Origin of the sequence: Shimia sp. MIT1388 (genome assembly GCF_047124445.1) — a bacterium.
GTDB lineage: Bacteria > Pseudomonadota > Alphaproteobacteria > Rhodobacterales > Rhodobacteraceae > Shimia.
Map to the genome: position 1 here is coordinate 3,018,876 of NZ_CP138921.1, position 18,602 is coordinate 3,037,477.

General features: G+C 57.8%; 18 protein-coding genes and 1 tRNA gene. 9 read left to right on the plus strand and 10 right to left on the minus strand.

Annotation, left to right across the window (positions count from 1 at the left end; all coding sequences use genetic code 11):
• Nucleotides 1-34 precede the first annotated feature (34 nt).
• Together SIB92_RS15000 and SIB92_RS15005 are read left to right on the plus strand one after the other, a co-directional pair.
• Nucleotides 35-340, plus strand: a complete 306-nt coding sequence (locus SIB92_RS15000; protein WP_412552800.1) for an antibiotic biosynthesis monooxygenase family protein — start codon at nucleotides 35-37, stop codon at nucleotides 338-340.
• 1 nt (nucleotide 341) lies between these two features.
• Nucleotides 342-1,022 (plus strand): helix-turn-helix transcriptional regulator, encoded by a 681-nt coding sequence (locus tag SIB92_RS15005; RefSeq protein ID WP_412552801.1) that lies wholly within the window; start codon nucleotides 342-344, stop codon nucleotides 1,020-1,022.
• Here SIB92_RS15005 and SIB92_RS15010 read toward each other — a convergent pair.
• Together SIB92_RS15010 and SIB92_RS15015 are read right to left on the minus strand one after the other, a co-directional pair.
• Nucleotides 1,019-1,645: a Hint domain-containing protein gene (locus SIB92_RS15010; protein WP_412552802.1), complete on the minus strand. Its 627-nt coding sequence runs from the start codon at nucleotides 1,643-1,645 to the stop codon at nucleotides 1,019-1,021. The two genes, SIB92_RS15005 and SIB92_RS15010, sit on opposite strands and share 4 nt — an antisense overlap.
• A 118-nt stretch (nucleotides 1,646-1,763) precedes the next feature.
• Nucleotides 1,764-2,297 carry an invasion associated locus B family protein gene (locus tag SIB92_RS15015; protein ID WP_294115434.1) on the minus strand — a complete coding sequence of 178 codons (534 nt, stop codon included), beginning with the start codon at nucleotides 2,295-2,297 and terminating at the stop codon, nucleotides 1,764-1,766.
• Between the two features lie 169 nt (nucleotides 2,298-2,466).
• Here SIB92_RS15015 and SIB92_RS15020 point away from each other — a divergent pair, with 169 nt between their 5' ends.
• Complete coding sequence (locus tag SIB92_RS15020) at nucleotides 2,467-3,462, plus strand: asparaginase (protein WP_412552803.1); 996 nt, start codon at nucleotides 2,467-2,469, stop codon at nucleotides 3,460-3,462.
• Nucleotides 3,463-3,486: 24 nt separating this feature from the next.
• On the opposite strand, the gene SIB92_RS15025 is transcribed toward SIB92_RS15020, so the two are convergent.
• From SIB92_RS15025 to serB, 5 genes are all read right to left on the minus strand, one after another.
• Nucleotides 3,487-3,801, minus strand: coding sequence for a YciI family protein (locus SIB92_RS15025; RefSeq protein ID WP_412552804.1), 315 nt, complete (start codon nucleotides 3,799-3,801; stop codon nucleotides 3,487-3,489).
• Between the two features lie 172 nt (nucleotides 3,802-3,973).
• On the minus strand, nucleotides 3,974-5,302 hold the full coding sequence (locus tag SIB92_RS15030; protein ID WP_412552805.1) for a CDP-glycerol glycerophosphotransferase family protein: 1,329 nt from the start codon (nucleotides 5,300-5,302) through the stop codon (nucleotides 3,974-3,976).
• An 81-nt stretch (nucleotides 5,303-5,383) separates the two neighbouring features.
• Nucleotides 5,384-7,033 (minus strand): hypothetical protein, encoded by a 1,650-nt coding sequence (locus tag SIB92_RS15035; RefSeq protein WP_412552806.1) that lies wholly within the window; start codon nucleotides 7,031-7,033, stop codon nucleotides 5,384-5,386.
• 234 nt (nucleotides 7,034-7,267) lie between these two features.
• Nucleotides 7,268-8,026 (minus strand): TSUP family transporter, encoded by a 759-nt coding sequence (locus tag SIB92_RS15040; protein ID WP_412552807.1) that lies wholly within the window; start codon nucleotides 8,024-8,026, stop codon nucleotides 7,268-7,270.
• A gap of 3 nt (nucleotides 8,027-8,029) precedes the next feature.
• Nucleotides 8,030-8,908 (minus strand): phosphoserine phosphatase SerB, encoded by an 879-nt coding sequence (serB, locus tag SIB92_RS15045; RefSeq protein WP_412552808.1) that lies wholly within the window; start codon nucleotides 8,906-8,908, stop codon nucleotides 8,030-8,032.
• A 270-nt stretch (nucleotides 8,909-9,178) separates the two neighbouring features.
• Between serB and SIB92_RS15050 the strand changes: the two genes are divergently transcribed.
• The 3 genes from SIB92_RS15050 to SIB92_RS15060 all read left to right on the plus strand — a co-directional run bounded on the left by SIB92_RS15050 (nucleotide 9,179) and on the right by SIB92_RS15060 (nucleotide 12,886).
• Nucleotides 9,179-10,327: a phosphoserine transaminase gene (locus SIB92_RS15050; RefSeq protein ID WP_412552809.1), complete on the plus strand. Its 1,149-nt coding sequence runs from the start codon at nucleotides 9,179-9,181 to the stop codon at nucleotides 10,325-10,327.
• 142 nt (nucleotides 10,328-10,469) lie between these two features.
• Nucleotides 10,470-12,065, plus strand: a complete 1,596-nt coding sequence (gene serA, locus SIB92_RS15055; RefSeq protein ID WP_412552810.1) for a phosphoglycerate dehydrogenase — start codon at nucleotides 10,470-10,472, stop codon at nucleotides 12,063-12,065.
• A gap of 89 nt (nucleotides 12,066-12,154) precedes the next feature.
• Nucleotides 12,155-12,886 (plus strand): metallophosphoesterase family protein, encoded by a 732-nt coding sequence (locus tag SIB92_RS15060; protein ID WP_412552811.1) that lies wholly within the window; start codon nucleotides 12,155-12,157, stop codon nucleotides 12,884-12,886.
• On the opposite strand, the gene SIB92_RS15065 is transcribed toward SIB92_RS15060, so the two are convergent.
• The gene (locus SIB92_RS15065) at nucleotides 12,887-13,696 is read right to left on the minus strand and encodes an ATP-binding cassette domain-containing protein (protein ID WP_412552812.1); all 810 of its coding nucleotides are present in this window, start codon (nucleotides 13,694-13,696) and stop codon (nucleotides 12,887-12,889) included. It lies immediately after the preceding gene.
• A gap of 264 nt (nucleotides 13,697-13,960) precedes the next feature.
• Between SIB92_RS15065 and SIB92_RS15070 the strand changes: the two genes are divergently transcribed.
• A tRNA-Thr gene (locus tag SIB92_RS15070) sits at nucleotides 13,961-14,036 on the plus strand.
• Between the two features lie 11 nt (nucleotides 14,037-14,047).
• On the opposite strand, the gene SIB92_RS15075 is transcribed toward SIB92_RS15070, so the two are convergent.
• Nucleotides 14,048-15,829: a beta-N-acetylhexosaminidase gene (locus SIB92_RS15075; protein WP_412552813.1), complete on the minus strand. Its 1,782-nt coding sequence runs from the start codon at nucleotides 15,827-15,829 to the stop codon at nucleotides 14,048-14,050.
• A gap of 1 nt (nucleotide 15,830) precedes the next feature.
• Nucleotides 15,831-16,586 carry a GntR family transcriptional regulator gene (locus tag SIB92_RS15080; protein WP_412552814.1) on the minus strand — a complete coding sequence of 252 codons (756 nt, stop codon included), beginning with the start codon at nucleotides 16,584-16,586 and terminating at the stop codon, nucleotides 15,831-15,833.
• Between the two features lie 217 nt (nucleotides 16,587-16,803).
• On the opposite strand from SIB92_RS15080, the gene SIB92_RS15085 reads away from it, so the two are divergent.
• Together SIB92_RS15085 and SIB92_RS15090 are read left to right on the plus strand one after the other, a co-directional pair.
• A complete protein-coding gene (locus tag SIB92_RS15085; protein ID WP_412552815.1) occupies nucleotides 16,804-17,736 on the plus strand; it encodes a carbohydrate ABC transporter permease in 933 nt (310 codons plus the stop codon).
• A 1-nt stretch (nucleotide 17,737) separates the two neighbouring features.
• Nucleotides 17,738-18,580 (plus strand): carbohydrate ABC transporter permease, encoded by an 843-nt coding sequence (locus tag SIB92_RS15090; protein ID WP_412552816.1) that lies wholly within the window; start codon nucleotides 17,738-17,740, stop codon nucleotides 18,578-18,580.
• Nucleotides 18,581-18,602 lie beyond the last annotated feature (22 nt).

An 18,602-nucleotide genomic window follows, 5' to 3' on the forward strand; every position in this document is an offset into this window, starting at 1 on the left:
CGCACATCACAAACGGACAACACAGGAGACCATCATGTCTGTGATCGAAATTGTACGCTATCGCCTGAAGACCGAAGCAACACCAGACCAAGCCGTAGCCGCCTGGGAGAAATCCCAAAGCTTTGCCAAGGCACAGCCGGGGTTCATCGGGCGCCGCATTGCCACCACGATCGATGGAGAATGGATTGACGAAGTGGAATGGGAAAGCCTTGAGGACGCACATGCTGCGGCGTCCGCGTTCAATCCTGAAACTTATCCGGAGTTGATGGACCTCCTGGCGGTTCTGGATCAAAGTTCCATGAGCATGACCCACTACACCGTTCAAGGAAGCACAGCCTAAAATGCGCCGGACCGACCGTCTTTTTGATCTGATCCAGCTCCTGCGCGATGGACGTTTGCACACTGCGTCTGATCTGGCAGAGCAGATGGAGGTGTCGGTCCGTACCATTTACCGCGACATGGACACACTGGTGGCCTCTGGCATTCCGGTCGAAGGCGAGCGCGGGGTGGGTTACATTCTACGCGCCCCGGTGTTCATGCCACCCATGGCGCTCACCCAAGTGGAGTTGGAGGCGCTGCATCTCGGGGCGGCGTTGGTGCGCCAAACGGCTGATACCGAGCTACAAGAGGCGGCCACACGGGTTCTCACCAAAATTGACCAGTCCATGCCGGAGCCGATGTTCGGCGCGCTGGATGGCTTTGGCAAAGAGATTTTTGCCGCGCCGGAGGTCGCGGCGAGCTTTGGCAATATGCCCACCATCCGGCATGCAATTCGCGAAAAACTGGTGATGCTGATTGACTACACAGCCCTCAATGGACGCCACAGCCGCCGCCGCATTCGCCCGTTGCAAATGGAATACTGGGGCCGTGCCTGGACCTGCACCGGATGGTGCGAGGAACGTGGGGATTTTCGGGTGTTTCGCGTGGACCGCATCAACGACATCCTCGTGCCCGGCGACCGGTTCGAGCAGGAACCGGGCCAGACATTGGTGGATTACCTCAAGCGGTTTGAGGCAAGTTAGGCTCGTTTTTTTACGTCCAAAACCTGTGCTGCCTCATGCTTGTCCAGCCGACGGCGCCATTTGTCGGACTTTGCATCCATTGCCAAAAGTTCAGGAAACAGATCGGCCATCTCGTCGGCCTGCATCTGGTCAAACAGCGAGATCAGCGCGCCGGGATGGCGCATTTCGACCTGCATACCGTCCACAATCATCACGCTTGGCGTGTCACAGAGCACAAGGAAAAACTCTGAGGGTGCCTGAGGGTCTTCGGTAATGCCACGCCAACCCACGAGGTCTTTCACAGGCACCAGCACTTCGCGGCTGGCAAACGCCCCTTCGAACTCCGCGCCTTGCATCCACAAACGCGCGCTTGGCGCCAGCCAGCAATCCCGCGCCGGCACGCGGCGGCCCATAGCACCGGCGGGCACTTTCACTGCGGCAGTAGAAGTACACACACGTCCCACCCAGCGCACAGGCGCCAGCCCTTTGTCGCGGCTGACCATCTCGTCGCCTGCCTGAAGCTCTTCGACCAGAACCTCGCCACGGCGGGTGGCAATTTTGGTGCCGCGCGCAACGCAGCTGAGATCCAGATCGGTGATATCGTGCGCGCTGTGCTGCGCCTCTGCCTGTTGTGCCTGTGCCATTGTCTGCTCTCCCATGGCTTACATGCCAACCGGTTGATCCGGTCAGCCTCCCCCATGGTGGCGATGTCAGGCAGGTAAGGACCTTGGCAGAGGCCCTGCTCCGGGTGACCCGAAGCGGTTACTTACAGCGTTTCTCGGCGTCTTCCACAGCGGCGGTGAAACCACGCAGCGAGAACGTGTCGCTGGTTTTGGTGCCACGCGAGGAGCGCGCAACAAAGGTCGCATCCGCGCCGCGCTTCATCGCCGCGACAATCTTGGCGTCGTCACCGGAAGACGCGGGCCAGGCCCACTCGCCGTCGGTGATCATCACAAAGGCTTGGCCATCAATAGACACATCAACGGTGGAGCCGCCCGCAAACGGGTAGCCCCCGGTGAAGCCAACTTGGGCCGCCACATCCGCACTTGGCACAAAGGACACCATCAACAGGATGTCGCTGCGGCGCACGGCCACAACCTGGCCGTTGCGGGTGTTCACAGTCTCTTTGGCGGTGCTCACCGCCCAGCATTCCTGCTTGCCACCGTCTTTGTGCTCAAACACGCTCCAGTCGGTGATCGCATTGACCTGATTTTCGCTTGCGGCCTGTGCCGATACCATACCGCCCCAAACCGCAGTTGCGGTCACGGCCAGCGCTTTCACCCAACGTGATGTCATTGCTCTTACAGCCTCCAAGCTGTGTATTGCCTCTGTCGTCCGCCCGTTGGCTTTGCACCATTTAAAGTGGGCTGGACATTGTTATACGCGATGCGCAGAGTTTAGCCCATGTTTGTTGCCGCGCGAAAGACCCGTTGGCACAAAATTGCCCACAATTGCGAGAGAAATCATGACCAAAGCCGTGCCTATGACCGAAATCTGGCGGGGAGACATCCTGGAAAGCATGCATTCCGGCCATGCGGTTGTCTGTAATGTCGATGGAGATATCGTGCATGCCTGGGGCGATCCGGACGCCGTTGTGCTGCCACGCAGCTCCTCCAAGATGATCCAGGCCTTGCCTTTGGTGGAAAGTGGCGCCGCCGATGCGGCTGGTTTAACCGAGCGGCATCTGGCCCTGGCCTGTGCGTCTCACAACGCCTCTGCGATCCACAACACCATGGTCAACGACTGGTTGGCGGCTCAAGGCTTCAGCGATGACGACCTGATCTGTGGTCCCCAGGAACCGCGCGACATTGGCATTCGTGACGAACTGATCCGCTGCAACGATCCGGTGTGCCGGGTGCATAATAACTGCTCCGGCAAGCACACCGGTTTTCTGACCCTGTCCAAACATCTTGGTGCAGGTGGCAACTACACCGACATCGATCATCCGGTGCAAAAGGCAGTTCAGGCAGCGCATGAAGAGCTGACCCATGAGGACAGCGCAGGCTACGGTATCGACGGCTGCTCGGCCCCCAACCACGCCAGCACCCTCAAGGGTATGGCCCGCGCCATGGCGTTTTATGCGGCCGCGCGCGAAGGCAACGGCACCCGCGAAACCGCCGCCGCCCGGCTGCGCACCGCGATGGCAAAGCATCCTGAATATGTGGCAGGTGAAGGCCGTGCCTGCACCAATCTGATGCGCGCCATGGGGCATAACGTGGCGATCAAGACCGGCGCAGAAGCCTATTTTGTTGCCATGCTACCCGAGCAAAAACTGGGCGTGGCTCTGAAAATCATCGACGGCGCAACCCGCGCCTCGGAAAACGCCCTGGCCGCCATTCTGGTGAAACTGGGCGTGCTGGATCCAAACCATCCTGAGGCACAAAAATACCTCGACGCACCCATCCGCAACTGGGACGGCCTACAGACCGGCGTGATGCGCGCTGCGTCCACACTGAACTAAACAAAAGGCGGCCCATCGGCCGCCTTACATCTCCATCGCCTCAGCGACTTCCACAGTGCCCATGCCGTGTTCGAGGATGGGGCAGCCCTTGGCGATCTCGCAGGCCGCATCCATATCGGGCGCGTTGACCAGAGTGTAGCCTGACACCGGATTGGCGCCGCCGTCGTTGGCAACGCCATGCACCGTCACAGTCTTGGACATGCCCGCCGGATTGCCGCCATCGACCAAATCCTCGCCGATGCCTTCCATCCATTTCATCCAGGCCGCCATGACTTGCTCGCCTTCTTCCGGCGTCTCAGGCCGCCCGCCACCGTGGTAGATAAACATAAACTTGGGCATGGTACGTCTCCTTCCGACATGTAAGCTGTCTTGAAAGTCCTGAAACAAGCGCGCCACCAAAAGGAGCGCGCTTGATCAGAGTACCATATTTTGCCGGTTGGGTCTTGCGGGGCCTGTGTGCTGCTGCGGTACTATTTCGCAAAACACCCACTGCACTCCCCACTTTAACCCATTACGCCATATCACTCGTTTTGACGGGCTTGCTGATGATCTCCCAGCAAGCTTCCCGGAACGCCTCTCCGCGAGGACGATCCAAATCGCCAAAAGCAAACTGGCGCACGCGCTCTCGCTCCTCCGCCAACGGATCCTCGTCCAATGCCAGTTTGACAAGATCAGCCACGTTGTCGGCATTTTGCGAACACATGTAGCCGCCGTCCACCGATGGGTAATTTTTCAGAACCTCATCTGAAAACCCCTGCGGGTTGGTCACAATGTAGGGCTTACCGCCATGCAGATAGTCAATGATGGTGGAGGAAATGTCGGAAATCAGAACATCAGCCTTGGCATACAGCTCAAAAGGGCTTTCCTCTGGTTCAGCCCATTTGACCGGTATTTTGGCCGTCCGCGCCAAATCGAAAAACTGCGTCCGAACGCTCTCCCAGTTGGGGTCTTTTTGAGAAACGGGGTGCGGCTTGAAAATTATTTCATCGACGCCTCCGCGTTCAGAAACAGTTTTCAGAATTTTGATCGACTGGCTGAAGGACGAAAAATTGGAGTCCTCGAAATTGCCGGCCCAGGTGGTCATATAGACGACAGTTTTGCGATTGTTCGGCGTCACATCCTGAGGCTCAATTTGAGGCCGGCCCACTATCCTGAACCGCTCCGGGGCAACAGCGACATTATTGTTGGCATACCGCTCAACCGCCATTTGACCCGCCACAAACAGTTTGTTGTAAGCTTTGGACACCGGACTAAAACTTGGCGGTTTGTCACTGTCGCCATGCAGAAGTTGCACATGCTCCATCTTCGTGTTCCCACGAATGACATCGATGTTGAACATGCTGTTGTTGGCATAGAAAACGGCGCGGCAGGAAGCTGGAAGCAAGCGTTGATTTACTGGCAATCCGGCAAATGTCACACATTCAAACTCTTGAGATACAGGAACTTCCGACAGATGCTGTTGTTCCCGCACAACCACAAGGAACTTGTGCCCAACCGACTTGAGAGCCTCTAGCCACATGGTCACGTGGTAGATGTCCTGTGGGCGTGGGGCCGAGAAATAAAAGGCAAACCGCGCATCCGATGTTTCCCGGGCCACAAAAAGCTTGCTCAACCGCAAAGCACGGGAATCTTTCGCGGTGGCACGATCTTCCAAGGCGGTGCCGGCACGGATACCCGCATAAAAAAGAAAGGTAACAATCAAAGCGATTGGGGTGATTTTAAGGACAGCGGCAAGCACCAACACAAAGGCGGCTGCCCCACCTTGCGCCATTGCCATTACTTTGGAACGGCGCTGTGTAGAATAGTCCGTGCTTTTTAGCGTGGACACACGTGTATCCATGACAGATTTGCGATGAACCTTAACGCACGCCAACTCAATCAAAACTATAAGGCACAAAAGAACTACTAACAAAATCACAGGCTAAACTCCCGCTCGCTTGGCTTCAGACACGCCGTCAATAAGCGTTGCCAGCGAATTAAATCTTTGACGTCTAAATGTTTCAGGCACAGGGATATGTGCCCCCGTTGCGGCGGCATCCAACTGTGTAAAAATATCTTCCTGGCTGCCCCAAAGCTGCCGGCCGTCGCTGCGCTCCGACCATGGCCCCAATAGCAGCAATGGCCGCTTGGATTGGGCATAGCTCCACAAATCATCGGTACCGGTGCCAATCAGAATATCGCCGGTGGAACGCACCAGTGTTTCCGCCCCCTCCAAAACCGTCACCTGCTCGGAGGTTTCCGCGCCGGCTTTCAGAACCTGGCGCAGCGCTAGATAGGCTGCATCCAGCTTCACAGTGTCCGTTTCCGCAACAGCGGGATCCGCCTGACAGGACACCAACAATCGGCGATCGGGATCAACCTCTACCCAACGGATGATCGATCGAAGGACTTCCACTGCGTGGTACATATCCTGCGCAGGTACGGAACCGGGTTCCAAACACAGCGCGAGTGTCGAAAACGTGTCTTTGTCCGGCGCGAGTTCCGGCAATGGAACCGCATTTGGGTCGACAACAACCACACGAGAGGCCACCTCAGGATCTGAGGTCCGGCGCCAAAGCGCCGCCACCTGTGAATCCGGCGCAACAATGGCATCGTAGACCGCCATATTAGTGCGCAACCGCCTGCGTGTGGACAACGGACTATCTTGCGCCACAAGGATATGGGCCATCTCGTTAAAACGAATGAAATGCGTATTCTTGGCAGCATCATTGAGATACAAAGCCGCTTTCACAGAAGGCTGCGCGAAGGTATCCAAAGTATCAAGCGTGTAAGCCCGCCACAAATGGTCGGGATTGGCCAACTTGCAGGCATCTGTGGAATGTTGCTCCCGACTCATCAGTGACGTGACAACACCCGCCTCTTTGAGACGCGCAATCGTCGGTGCCAGTTGGCGATGCCGCGATGATTTCGCAGAGGAGTAGTAGATCGCACAGGTCGGCGGGTTGTCGGCACAGGCCGCAGCTATGGTTTCCTCTGCAGTTTCAGCGGCCTGCTTGGCAAAGGCCAGCAAGTTCTGACCATTGCCATAGGTTGCCATGACGGAGAGAACTGGGGCCAAGACCGCAATTGGAAGCCACCAGATGGCGCCTTCGCCACTGGCCACAAAGCTCCAGAGAACCAGAAAAGAGAGTCCTGCGGTCGCTGCGCGCATCACAAACGTAATGCGTTTCAGCAAGGTCATAAGACGATTGGCTTGAAAGTTGGGGTTATGCGCACCAACAGTCTGAGCTTTCTTCACGATCAGATCAATCGCCCGAACAACGCCAAACTGAATCCCTATCGACACGGAAAACACGGCCCCGGCCGTCAAAGCATAAGCCGCAGAGCCATGCAGGATGGCCGCCGCGCCCCAAGCCAGAAAGATAAGGGCAAAAAGCGGCGCCTCCGGGAAGGCTCCCAGTTTGGCCCCAACACTCTGTCGAATGGTGCGCACGGGCACCAAAGAAGGCGCGTGCAGCAAGAAGGTAAACACGGCCAAACCAGCGTCTGCCCAGGTCAACCCAAACATCTGAGCCAAGGTGATGAGCCCAGCGACCAGTAGCGGCGCGGCGTATATGGAAACTGTTTTCATTCAACTATGACTTTGTAAGATCTAGGAAGATTGCTTCCCGTGTCGCTTATTATGAAAGATTTGTAAATGTTTCTGCACCGCAGAGACAAACACCTTACAGCGGAAGTTTGCAACCTAAAGATAAGCGAAATCTACGCTGAGCAACCAATTGTGATGCAGCCGTCAGCGATTCTATCGTCACGATTGGCTTGTGGGGACATCCGTCTCGCGAACAATGCACCACCGAAATTCGCCTCACAGCACGTCCCACAACAGCTTCAGCGCCAGCACCATGGATGTGACCACAAGCAACGGACGGATGAGCTTTGCACCTTTGGCCATTGCCATCTTGGCCCCCAGAGCCGCGCCAAGCATCTGCATCACGCCCATCGCCAGACCGATCGCCCAAAGCGGCTCCGCCACCAAAATAAACCCGGCCAAGCCGCCGACGTTGGAGGCAAAGTTCAAAAGCTTGGTATGGGCCGTGGCTTTCAAAATGCCGTAGCCACCCAGCGCCACAAAGGCGATCATGTAGAAACTGCCCGCCCCCGGCCCAAGCAAACCATCATACGCGCCCACAAAGGGCACCGCTGTCCAAGTGAAGGCCAAAGGCGACAGACGCGCGGTTTTGTCCATGTCACCCGGGTCTTTGCGGAAGGCAAAGAACAACGCGATGCCAATCAGCAGCACAGGCAGAATGAGACGGATCCAATCGGTGGGCAGCACGGAGACCAACAGGGCCCCCGCCAAAGAGGCGGCAAAGGCCAGACCGGCTGGCAAGAGCTGTTCGCGCAGGTTCACCAAACCGCTTTTGGCATAGGAATACGCCGCGGTGCCGGAGCCAAACATACCCTGGATCTTGTTGGTCGCCAAAGCGGCAACCGGTGGCACACCTGCGATCATCAAAGCCGGTAGGGTGATCAGCCCACCGCCACCCGCAATCGCGTCGACAAACCCCGCAAAAAATCCCGCCGCCAAAAGGATCAGCAGGCCTTCCAGTCCAAACTCAAACACAGATCAGGCGCCTTCGAAGTCGGATTTGGCGTAACCCTGAATATAAAGCAGCGCGGTCAAATCCCCGTGGTTGATGCGGATGTCGCACTCTGCCGCCACCGAAGGTTTGGCATGCAGCGCAACACCAGCGCCAGCCAGACCCAGCATGCCAAGATCATTGGCGCCATCCCCAACGGCCATGACATCATCGTGGGCCAACCCAAGGCGCTCAGTGATTTCTTTGAGCGCCTGAACCTTGGCCTCCCGCCCAAGGATCGGACGGCCAACATCTCCCGTCAGCTTGCCATTTTCCGCCAACAAGGTGTTGGCGCGGTTCTCATCAAACCCCAGCTCGCGCGCCACTTTGGCGGTAAAGGCGGTAAATCCTCCGGACACCAGCGCCGCATAGGCGCCTTGCGCCTTCATTGTCGCCAACAGAGCCTTGCCGCCCGGCATAAAGGTGATGCGTTCGGCGAGCACTTTGCCAATCACGCTTTCATCCAGACCTGCAAGCAGGCCCACGCGCTCCGTCAGCGCACCTTCAAAGTCCAGCTCACCATTCATCGCCCGCGCGGTGATGTCTTTCACCCGCTCCCCCACACCGGCCTCATCGGCCAGTTCATCGATGCACTCCTGCTCAATCATGGTGCTGTCCATATCCGCGAGCAGCATCTTCTTGCGACGCCCCTCGGTGGGCAGCACCACAAGGTCCACGCCCATCTTCTGCAGGTCCGCCCAAACGTCCCACCGGTTGTCCGGCATCGCAGGCAGGCTGAACTCCGCCGCCTCATCCGGTGCCAGCCAAACAGTGTCCCCACCGCCCCAGGCGTTGCGCAGGTTGTCGACCAAAGCAGTGTCCAAATTGGCAGATGTCGGGGATGTCAGAAGCGTGGCGGTATACATCAGGGTCCTCGGTTAGTCGCGCGGGATGATCTGCGCCTGCATAGACCACGCAAAACAACTGGACGCCAGTAAAGGATTGTATCCGGTGCAATCTGTTCCACCGGCTTTTGCTCTCACAAGTTTCCTATAGTGGTCAAAACGCGTCGCATTTGATCCGCAAACTGTCGGAACCTCGCATTTTCCCTGTTGTGCAGTCGCAGCATCCCTTCTATCTCGGTCCGTGGGACACCTCTCCCCAACGAGAGGCATTTATCTGTAAGGATAGCATTGATGGCTACTCAGCAACCGGCTACGCGGCCGGCCAACCCGCGTTTTTCCTCTGGCCCTTGTGCCAAACCCCCCACATTTGATGTCACTAAACTGGTCGACGCCGCTCTGGGTCGCAGCCACCGCGCAGCTGTTGGCAAAGCCAAGCTGAAGGACGCCATCGAAGGCACCCGCGAAGTTTTGGGCATCCCCGCAGATTACCGCATTGGCATTGTGCCGGCGTCCGACACCGGCGCGGTTGAAATGGCGCTCTGGTCCCTACTGGGCGCGCGTAAAGTTGAAATGCTCGCATGGGAAAGCTTCGGCGCAGGCTGGGTCACTGATGTTGTGAAACAGCTGAAAATCGACGCTGAAGTCAAAACCGCCGACTATGGTCAGATCGTTGATCTCGCCACCGTGGACAGCAAAAACAACGACGTAGTCTTCACCTGGAACGGCACCACCTCTGGCGTGCGCGTGCCAAATTCGGACTGGATTGCAGACGACCGCGAAGGTCTGACCATCTGTGACGCCACCTCCGCCGCTTTCGCCATGGACCTGCCATGGGACAAGCTGGATGTGACCACTTTCTCCTGGCAGAAAGTGCTGGGCGGTGAGGCCGCGCATGGAGTGATCGTTCTGTCGCCACGTGCTGTTGAACGTCTGGAAAGCTACACCCCGGCCTGGCCGCTGCCAAAAATCTTCCGCCTGACCAAAGGCGGCAAGCTGATCGAAGGCATCTTCACCGGCGCGACCATCAACACACCGTCGATGCTGGCTGTCGAAGACTACCTCTTCGCGCTGGACTGGGCCCGCTCCGAAGGTGGCCTGAAAGGCCTGATCGCCCGCGCAGACGCAAACGCCAAAGCCGTGTTTGACTTCTGCGACGCGAACGACTGGATCGCCAACCTGGCCGAAGACGCCGTAACCCGCTCCAACACCTCCGTGTGTCTGAAGTTCACCGATGATCGCATTCAGGACGGTGCAGCCTTCGCCAAGGCCGTGGCCAAACGTCTGGAAGCGGAAAACATCGCGCTGGACATCGGCGCCTACCGCGACGCGCCAGCCGGTCTGCGCATCTGGTGTGGTGGCACAGTTGAGACCGCGGATCTGGAAGCCATGCTGCCGTGGCTGACATGGGCCTTTGAGGCCGAGATCGCAGCGCAAGCGTAAGAGCATCTTGCCCGGCGGCGACGCCGGGCCGCGCCCGACCCTCCCCACGGGAGGGCGCTTTCAGCACCCACCCAGGGTCTGGCGCGACCCTACCAAATCCATTCAGGCCGCACCCGGCCCCCGACATCAAAGGACGCTCCACATGGCTCCCAAAGTACTCGTTTCCGACAAACTCAGCGAAACCGCCGTTCAGATCTTCCGTGATCGTGGCATCGACGTCGACTTCATGCCTGACCTCGGCAAGGACAAAGACAAACTGGCCGAAGTGATCGGCCAATATGACGGTCTGGCAATCCGCTCCGCCACCAAAGCCACCGCCAAACTGCTGGAAAAAGCTGACAACCTCAAAGTCATCGGCCGCGCCGGCATCGGTACCGACAATGTCGACAAAGAAGCCGCCTCCAAGAAAGGCGTGATCGTGATGAACACGCCATTTGGCAACATGATCACCACCGCCGAACACGCGATTGCCATGATGTTCGCCGTGGCGCGTCAGATCCCTGAGGCCAGCGAGTCCACCCACGCAGGCAAATGGGAAAAGTCCAAGTTCATGGGCACCGAGCTGACCAACAAAACCCTCGGCGTGATTGGCGCAGGCAACATCGGCGGCATCGTCTGTGACCGTGCTCGTGGCCTGAAGATGAAAGTGATCGCCTACGACCCCTTCCTCTCTGAAGAAAAAGCCGCAAAAATGGGTGTTGAGAAAGTTGAGCTCGAAGAGCTGCTGCCCCGCGCCGACTTCATCACCCTGCACGTGCCGTTTACCGAGCAGACTGCGAACATCCTCTCCGCCGAAAACCTCGCCAAAACCAAAAAAGGCGTGCGCATCATCAACTGTGCCCGTGGTGGCCTGGTAGACGAAGAAGCGCTGGCTGAGTTGCTGAAATCCGGCCATGTCGCTGGCGCCGCCTTTGACGTGTTCAAAGAAGAGCCCGCCAAGGAAAACGCCCTGTTCAACCTGCCAAACGTCGTCTGCACCCCGCACCTGGGCGCAGCAACAACCGAAGCGCAGGAAAACGTGGCGCTGCAGGTTGCCGAGCAGATGTCCAACTACCTGCTGACCGGCGCGGTGGAAAACGCGTTGAACATGCCATCCGTGACGGCTGAGGAAGCCAAAGTCATGGGTCCATGGATCAAGCTGGCCGACCACCTTGGCTCTTTCTCCGGTCAGATGACCGACGAGCCGATCAAAGCCATCAACATCCTCTATGACGGGGTTGTCTCCGACATGAACCTTGCGGCGCTGAACTGCTCTGTTGTGGCGGGCATCATGAAAAAAGCCAACCCGGACGTGAACATGGTTTCCGCCCCGGTTGTGGCCAAAGAGCGTGGCATTCAGATCTCCACCACCAACCAGGACAAGTCCGGCACCTTTGATGGCTACATCAAAGTGACCGTGGTGACCGACAAACGCGAACGTTCCATTGCGGGCACCGTTTTCTCTGATGGCAAGCCACGTTTCATCCAGATCAAAGGCATCAACATCGACGCCGAAGTGGGTGAAAACATGCTCTACACCACCAACGAAGACGTACCGGGCATCATCGGTACGCTGGGTCAGACCCTGGGTGACAATGGCGTCAACATCGCGAACTTTACCTTGGGCCGCGCGGATGTGGGCGGCGAAGCCATTGCGCTCCTGTATGTGGATGAACCGGTTCCAGCAGACGCCCGCGCCAAGCTGGCCGAAACCGACATGTTCCGCCAGATCAAACCACTGGTGTTTGACGTCGCTTAAGCGGTTTTGTCACCGAAGTTTTACAAGCGTCGCCCTTTCCCGGGCGGCGCTTTTTTGGTTTTGTGACCCGGCAATTTGAGGCGATTTTTATGACCACACCGATTTATGCCATTGGCGATATTCACGGACATCTGGACAAGCTTGAAGCGGTGGTGGACCTCATCGACGCCGATGGCGGACATGCGGCAGAAATCGTGTTTCTTGGAGACCTTGTAGACCGCGGCCCTGACAGCAAGGGCGTGATTGATTTTGTGCTCAATGGGCTGGAACAGGGTCGAAACTGGACCGTTCTAACTGGCAACCATGACCGCATGTTCCGCTACTTTCTGGAGCCGTCCCCGCGTGTCGACATGCGTCTGCGGCCCGACCTCTATTGGCTTCATGAGCGCCTTGGCGGACGGGTGACCCTCGCCTCCTATGGCCTCACCTTTGACGCCGAAGCGCGCCTGTCTGAAATCCACGCCGACGCCCGCGCGACAGTGCCCGATGAGCACGTCACCTTTTTAACGCAGCTGCCGTACACCAAGCTGCACGGCAACCTGTTGTTTGTGCACGCCGGCATCCGCCCCGAGGTGGCTTTGGAAGATCAGCTGGATGACGATTTGTGCTGGATCAGAGAAGAGTTTCTAGACTATCCGCACCCTCACCCCTGGCTGGTGGTGCATGGTCACACGCCGGTGGTCCGCCCCACGCACCTTGGCAATCACGTAAACCTGGACACCGGCGCTGGATATGGACAGGCGATCACTGCGGCTGTGTTTGAAAACGGGCGCGTCTGGCATCTCACCGAACAGGGACGGCAAGAACTCACTCCCGAGTAATCAGGCCGCCTTCTCTTTGTCCCGCGCCTGCTGCAACAGCATCTTCGTATGCTCGTGCTGCGGCGTTTCCAGCAATTGCTGCGCAAGCCCCTCTTCGACAATCTCTCCGGACCGGAGCACAACCATCCGATCACATAGGCTGCCCAGCATCACAATATCCGTGCTGGAAATCACCATGGAGAGCTGCAACTCGTCCTGAAGCTTCAACAGCACATCCAGAAGGCGCGCCTGCACCGACACATCCAATCCCTGCGCTGGATCCTGCACCACCACAAGCCGTGGGCGGGTGACAATGGCATGGGCAATCGCCACCAACTGCTGCTGAAACAGCGACAAATCCTCAAGCTCGCTTTGCGCCGCAACATGATCGAGACCAACAAGCCGCAGGGCCTCTGCGATGCGCCGCTTCTGCTCATCCGCGTTGCTGACTTTGGCGTCGACCAGGGCTTCCTTCAACAGCGCGTGGGAGGTCAGGCTCTCATCCAGTTCCGCAACCGATTGCGGCGTCACCTGCCGCATCAAGGGCCGCAACTTGCGCTTGTCCGCGCGGGTCAGCTTGGCAATGTCCTGTCCCAGAAAGGTCACCTGACCCGTCTCCGGCTTTGCGAGACCCAGGATGGTCCGCGCCAACGTCTTTTTCCCCGCCGTGCGTTTGCCAACGATGCCGACAACCTCCCCCTGCGCCACGCGAAGCGTCACGTTGTGGATAGGACGGGTTTCCACCTTGGGGCCAAACCAGCCACTTGTGGCAGGACGAAAAGAATGGGAGACCGTGTCCACGAAGAGCAGCGTGTTGTCGTCACCGTGCATACCAAACCCTCTTCGCTTCAAAATGACCAAACTTACCGCAGGCATCAACGCCTCCAAAGTGGCACGCGCCGCGCCGCAGCGTTCCCTCTAAATAGGGGGAAAGAGATTAAAGGTGTCTTGATGGCACATGTTTAATTTGTGGGAAATTCACAATTCCGGCACATTTTCTAACGCGCCGCCTTACACAAAGAAAACGCGCACCGAAGCGCGCGTTTTGAAATGGGCTTGCCTTGGCTGCGGGGCACTTTTATACACCGCATCGGCGCCGCTGTAGCTCAGCTGGTAGAGCACGTCATTCGTAATGATGGGGTCGTAGGTTCGAGTCCTATCAGCGGCACCAGTTTCCCCGATCTACCCAGTCCAGACCTCTGCCCCTGGCAGAGCGTTGTAGACATGCGCCAAACGGATCAAGTCGTCGGCACTCACGCACTCGACCTGCCAGGCTTTGGAGCTGACACCCAACATGCGCGGCATCAACATTGGCCAGAGCTGATCGTCCTGTGTGGTGAACTCTGACCAGAAGGTGCCCTGCACGCCAATGATGCGCTCCGCGAGGTCCGCTTCCGGCACCGGCTCCCAGTTGATCGTGTCTGTAAGCGAGACAAACGCAGCCCAATTTGCACCCCAGTCGTCCTTGTCGCTGGTGTGCGCCATGTCGAGATAAACATGCTGCGCCGGGCTCATGACCACGTCATAGCCATTGCGCGCCGCTTCCAAACCCGGTCCCTGTCCGGTCCAGCTGAACAGGATCGCCCCATTGGCAATCCCGCCGTTAGAGCCTTTGGCAGCCTCTTCCCAAGCACAAGGCCGCTGTCCGTTTTCCACGGCCTTTGTCCCCAGCTTCTGCATCATCCAGCCTTGCAGGTCGTCAGTGGTGTCCAGACCTTCACGCTGCATCAGATCCCGCGCCAACGGGCTGCCCATCCAGGTGCCTTCCGGCAATTCATCACAGCCAAGATGCAGGTGATTGAACGGAAACAACGCGCCGACCTCGGCCATGATTGCTTCCAGCACATCCCAAGTGCGGGCGATCGCCGGGTTCACCGCATTGCCTTTGTAACCCTGTACGCTGACCTCGGCACCGTTGTCGCTTGGATCGCGCAACTCCGGGAACACATGAGTCAGGGCAATCGCATGCGCAGGTACTTCGATTTCCGGCAACACCTCGATGTTGAGCGCCTTGGCGTGGGCGATGATCTCCTGCGCGGTGCCTTTTGAATAGCTGCCACCGGCCTCAACCGCACCGGAGAACAGTGCCGGCAACAGGTGGCCTTCGCCACAGATCGCCGTCTTCTGCCACAGCTCCGGGAAGCACTCGATCTCCAAACGGAAGGACTCATCATCAGCAAAATGCCAATGGAAGCGGTTGAATTTCAACAGCGCCATCAAGTCCAGCAGGTCCAAAATGGTCTGCGGTTCATAGTAATGGCGCGCGGTGTCCAGATGCTGTCCTCGCCAGGCAAAGCGCGGTGCATCCTTGATCACGCCACAAGGCAGCGCACCGTGTTGCAGCAACGTCAATAGGGTGATCGCGCCGTAGAACTCGCCGCCAAAATCACCAGCACGGAGGATCACGCCGTCTTCGGAAATTTCCAGCTCATAAGCATCTTCTGGCAAGTCTGCAGCCTCAACAGACACCTCGGTGTCACCCGCAAAAGGCCAACCGCGACGCGCGGCCAGGTCCGCCACGTTTTCAAACGCTGGACGATCACAGACAAACCCAGAAACCTCAAGCACGCCTTCAGCTGGTGTCCAGCTCTGCGGCTGCGGCACCAGCGGCAGGCCGTCGATTGGGCCCAGGTCCGGCAAGACCTGCGGGCGGCAGCCGGAATCAGCCTTGGGCAGTTCGATAATCTCCTTGCCATGACGCAGATACGGACCAAGCGGCAACCAAGCGCGGTTGGCAGGTTTGAACCCACCCGCATACTGGATCTCCAACGTATAGGCTTCATTCGCCTTGAGATTTGGCAGGGCAACCTCGGTGTAGCTGCCCAGCGTTCTTGTCACTGTTCCACCTGAAAGCGCCTCAAATGGCCCCATGCCGGAGAAACAGAAAACCGGGGCCGTCAGGGCGCGCTCCGGTGTGAAAACACATGTGATGGTGTCGCCCGTGATGCGGCTATCGTAGTGCATGTCAGTCCAATCTGAGTTCGGAAACAAAGTCGTAAATGTCTGAGCGATAAAGCCCGCGTGTCAGCTCAATGGGACGCCCGGAACTCAGGTAGCCGGTCCGCACAATCTGCAGAACGGCGCTGCCTTCCGGCAGTTTCATCAAGTCCGCATCTGTCGGCGACAAGTTGAGTGCCGTGACGCGCTGAATGGCGCGCATGGGCGCGCTGTTGTTTTTCCGCAGAAGCGCATAGAGAGAGGTCTCGATCTGCTCCGGGTCCTGCAAAATGTCACGCGGCAGAGACGAACTCTCCAGCGCAATGGGCACACCGCCTGCGCTGCGCAACCGATTGATACGCGCGACCTTTTCATGCGCTGCCAGGCCCAGCGTGACCATTTCGTCTGGATTGGGGGAGAACAACCCCCGCGAAAGAACCTCCGACGTGGCCGTCATGCCACGCGCCTGCATGGTTTCCGTAAAGGACACAAGCGAGGACAAGGACTGCTCCAGACGCGGCGAGGCTTCGGCAACAAAAGAGCCCGCGCCACGGCGCTGCTCGATAAGCCCTTCCTCTACCAGTTGCGCCACAGCCTTGCGTACCGTCACACGGCTGATGTCCGCCTTCTCTGCCAAATCGCGCTCCGGCGGCAACTGATCCCCCGGTTGCAGACGCCCCGTGCGGATCTCCGTCGCGATGTGCCGGGACAGCTGCTGATACCGCGGCCCACGGCCGGCGCGATACCAGGTCTCCGGATTAAAGATCGTGTCTGCAATGGTCATTTGGTTTCCTGACATGGTCTAAAAAACAGTACCAATCTACCAAAGTTACGCAAGAGCCCTTTGGAAACTATCTCATATCATATTGTAAAAGCTTGGCAATTTCCACAACACCTATTTTGGTATTATATTGGTAGCATTTTGGCATTTTTGGGGTACCATAATTGCAACGCGGTGATTCGCTCACTGATTCGCTGCATGAAACCAAGGGGGGAAATTGATGGCCGAACTATCCGCACAGGCATCACAACCAGCCGCCGACGCCCGTAGCCGCTCCATGTCTGAAGGTCTCTTCGGATGGTTGCTTGTGGCTCCGGCGATGATTTTCATCGCTGTGATTGTTGCCTGGCCTTTGGCCGAAACAATCCGCCTGTCCTTTATGGACGCCGGCTTGGGAGGCGAAGAGTTTATTGGCTTGGAAAACTACCAAGACCTGGCCGACAGCCGCAAATTTCACCAGACCGTTGTCCGCACCTTTTATTGGATGTTCCTCTCTGTGGGCATCAAGCTGGTGATGGGCCTGATCGGCGCGACACTTCTGAATGCCGCTGTTCCGGGCCGCGCCCTGTTCCGTGTCTTGGTGATGCCGCCTTGGGTTATTCCAATGGCGATTGGCTGTATCGGCTGGTTGTGGCTCTATAATGGCTATTTCGGCGTTCTGTCCGGCGTGATGATGAAACTGGGCATCACCGACGGCCCGTTTGAATTCCTCGCCTACAAATCCTCCGCCTTCTACTCCGCCGTTGTCACCGACGTCTGGGTTGGTACTCCAATGGTAACCCTGTTCTTCCTGGCCGCCATGCAGGGTGTGTCCCGTGACCTCTATGAGGCCGCTTGGGTAGACGGCGCCGGTCGCTGGTACCGCTTCCGCCGCATCACCATTCCGCAGATCATGCCGGTGATTGTCTCCATGGCGCTCTTGTCCGCGATCTTCACCTTCAACAGCTTCGAAATCATCTGGATTTTGACCGAAGGTGGCCCACGTGGCGCAACCACCACCCTGATCATCGACACCTACAAAGTTGCGATTGGGAACTACAAATTCGGCGAAGGTGCCGCACGGGCCGTGATCATCGTTGTCCTGCTCGCCGCATTCTCGCTCATCTACTTGTTCTTCCTGAACAAAATTAACAAACGCTACGGGGTGAAGTGATATGATGGATCGCTATTCCAAACTGCAAATGGTGGGCATTTACGCCGCTCTGGCTATCTTCCTGACCTTCATCCTGCTGCCGTTTTTCGAAATGTTCATGGCGTCCCTGCGCCCTCTGGAGCACCTGTTCCGCAGCCCTTATCAGTTCTGGTCCGACGACTTCAGCTTCCAGGCCTATAAGGACATGTGGGTGACCGTGCCGCTGCTGGGACGTTACATCTTCAATTCGATCTTCATCGCCACCTCGGTGACCCTGATCACGATGTTCTTTGTGGTGCCTGCGGCCTACGCCTATGCCCGCCTGCAGTTCCCGTTCAAAAACATCACTCTGGGTATCTTCCTGGGCGTGAACATGTTCACCGGCGCTGTTCTGCTGATCCCACTGTATCGCGTGTTGCGCACCATGGGCCTGCTGAACACCTACTGGGCGATGATCGTGCCCGGCGTGGCCTTCCTGATCCCAACCGGTATCTGGCTGCTGCGCTCTTACCTGGAGAAAATTCCACGCGAACTGGAAGAAGCGGCTTTTGTTGACGGGGCCTCCCGTATGTACACCCTGCGCCGTGTTGTTCTGCCGCTGGCCGTGCCTGGCCTGATCGTGGTGAGCGTTGCCGTCTTCATCGGCGCCTACGCCCAGCAGTTCCTGTTCGCAATCACATTCAACCAGACCCGTGAGCTGCAGCCGTTGCCTGCCGGTCTGTTCGAATTCATCGGCTATCAGTCGGTGACCTGGAACGAAATGATGGCCGCGGCCTTGGTAGGTGTCCTACCGGTCATGCTCATCTTCCTGTTCCTACAAAAGTACCTCGTCGCCGGTTTGACGGCAGGCGCGGTGAAAGAATGAGTTCAATCAAGGGAGAGAAGAC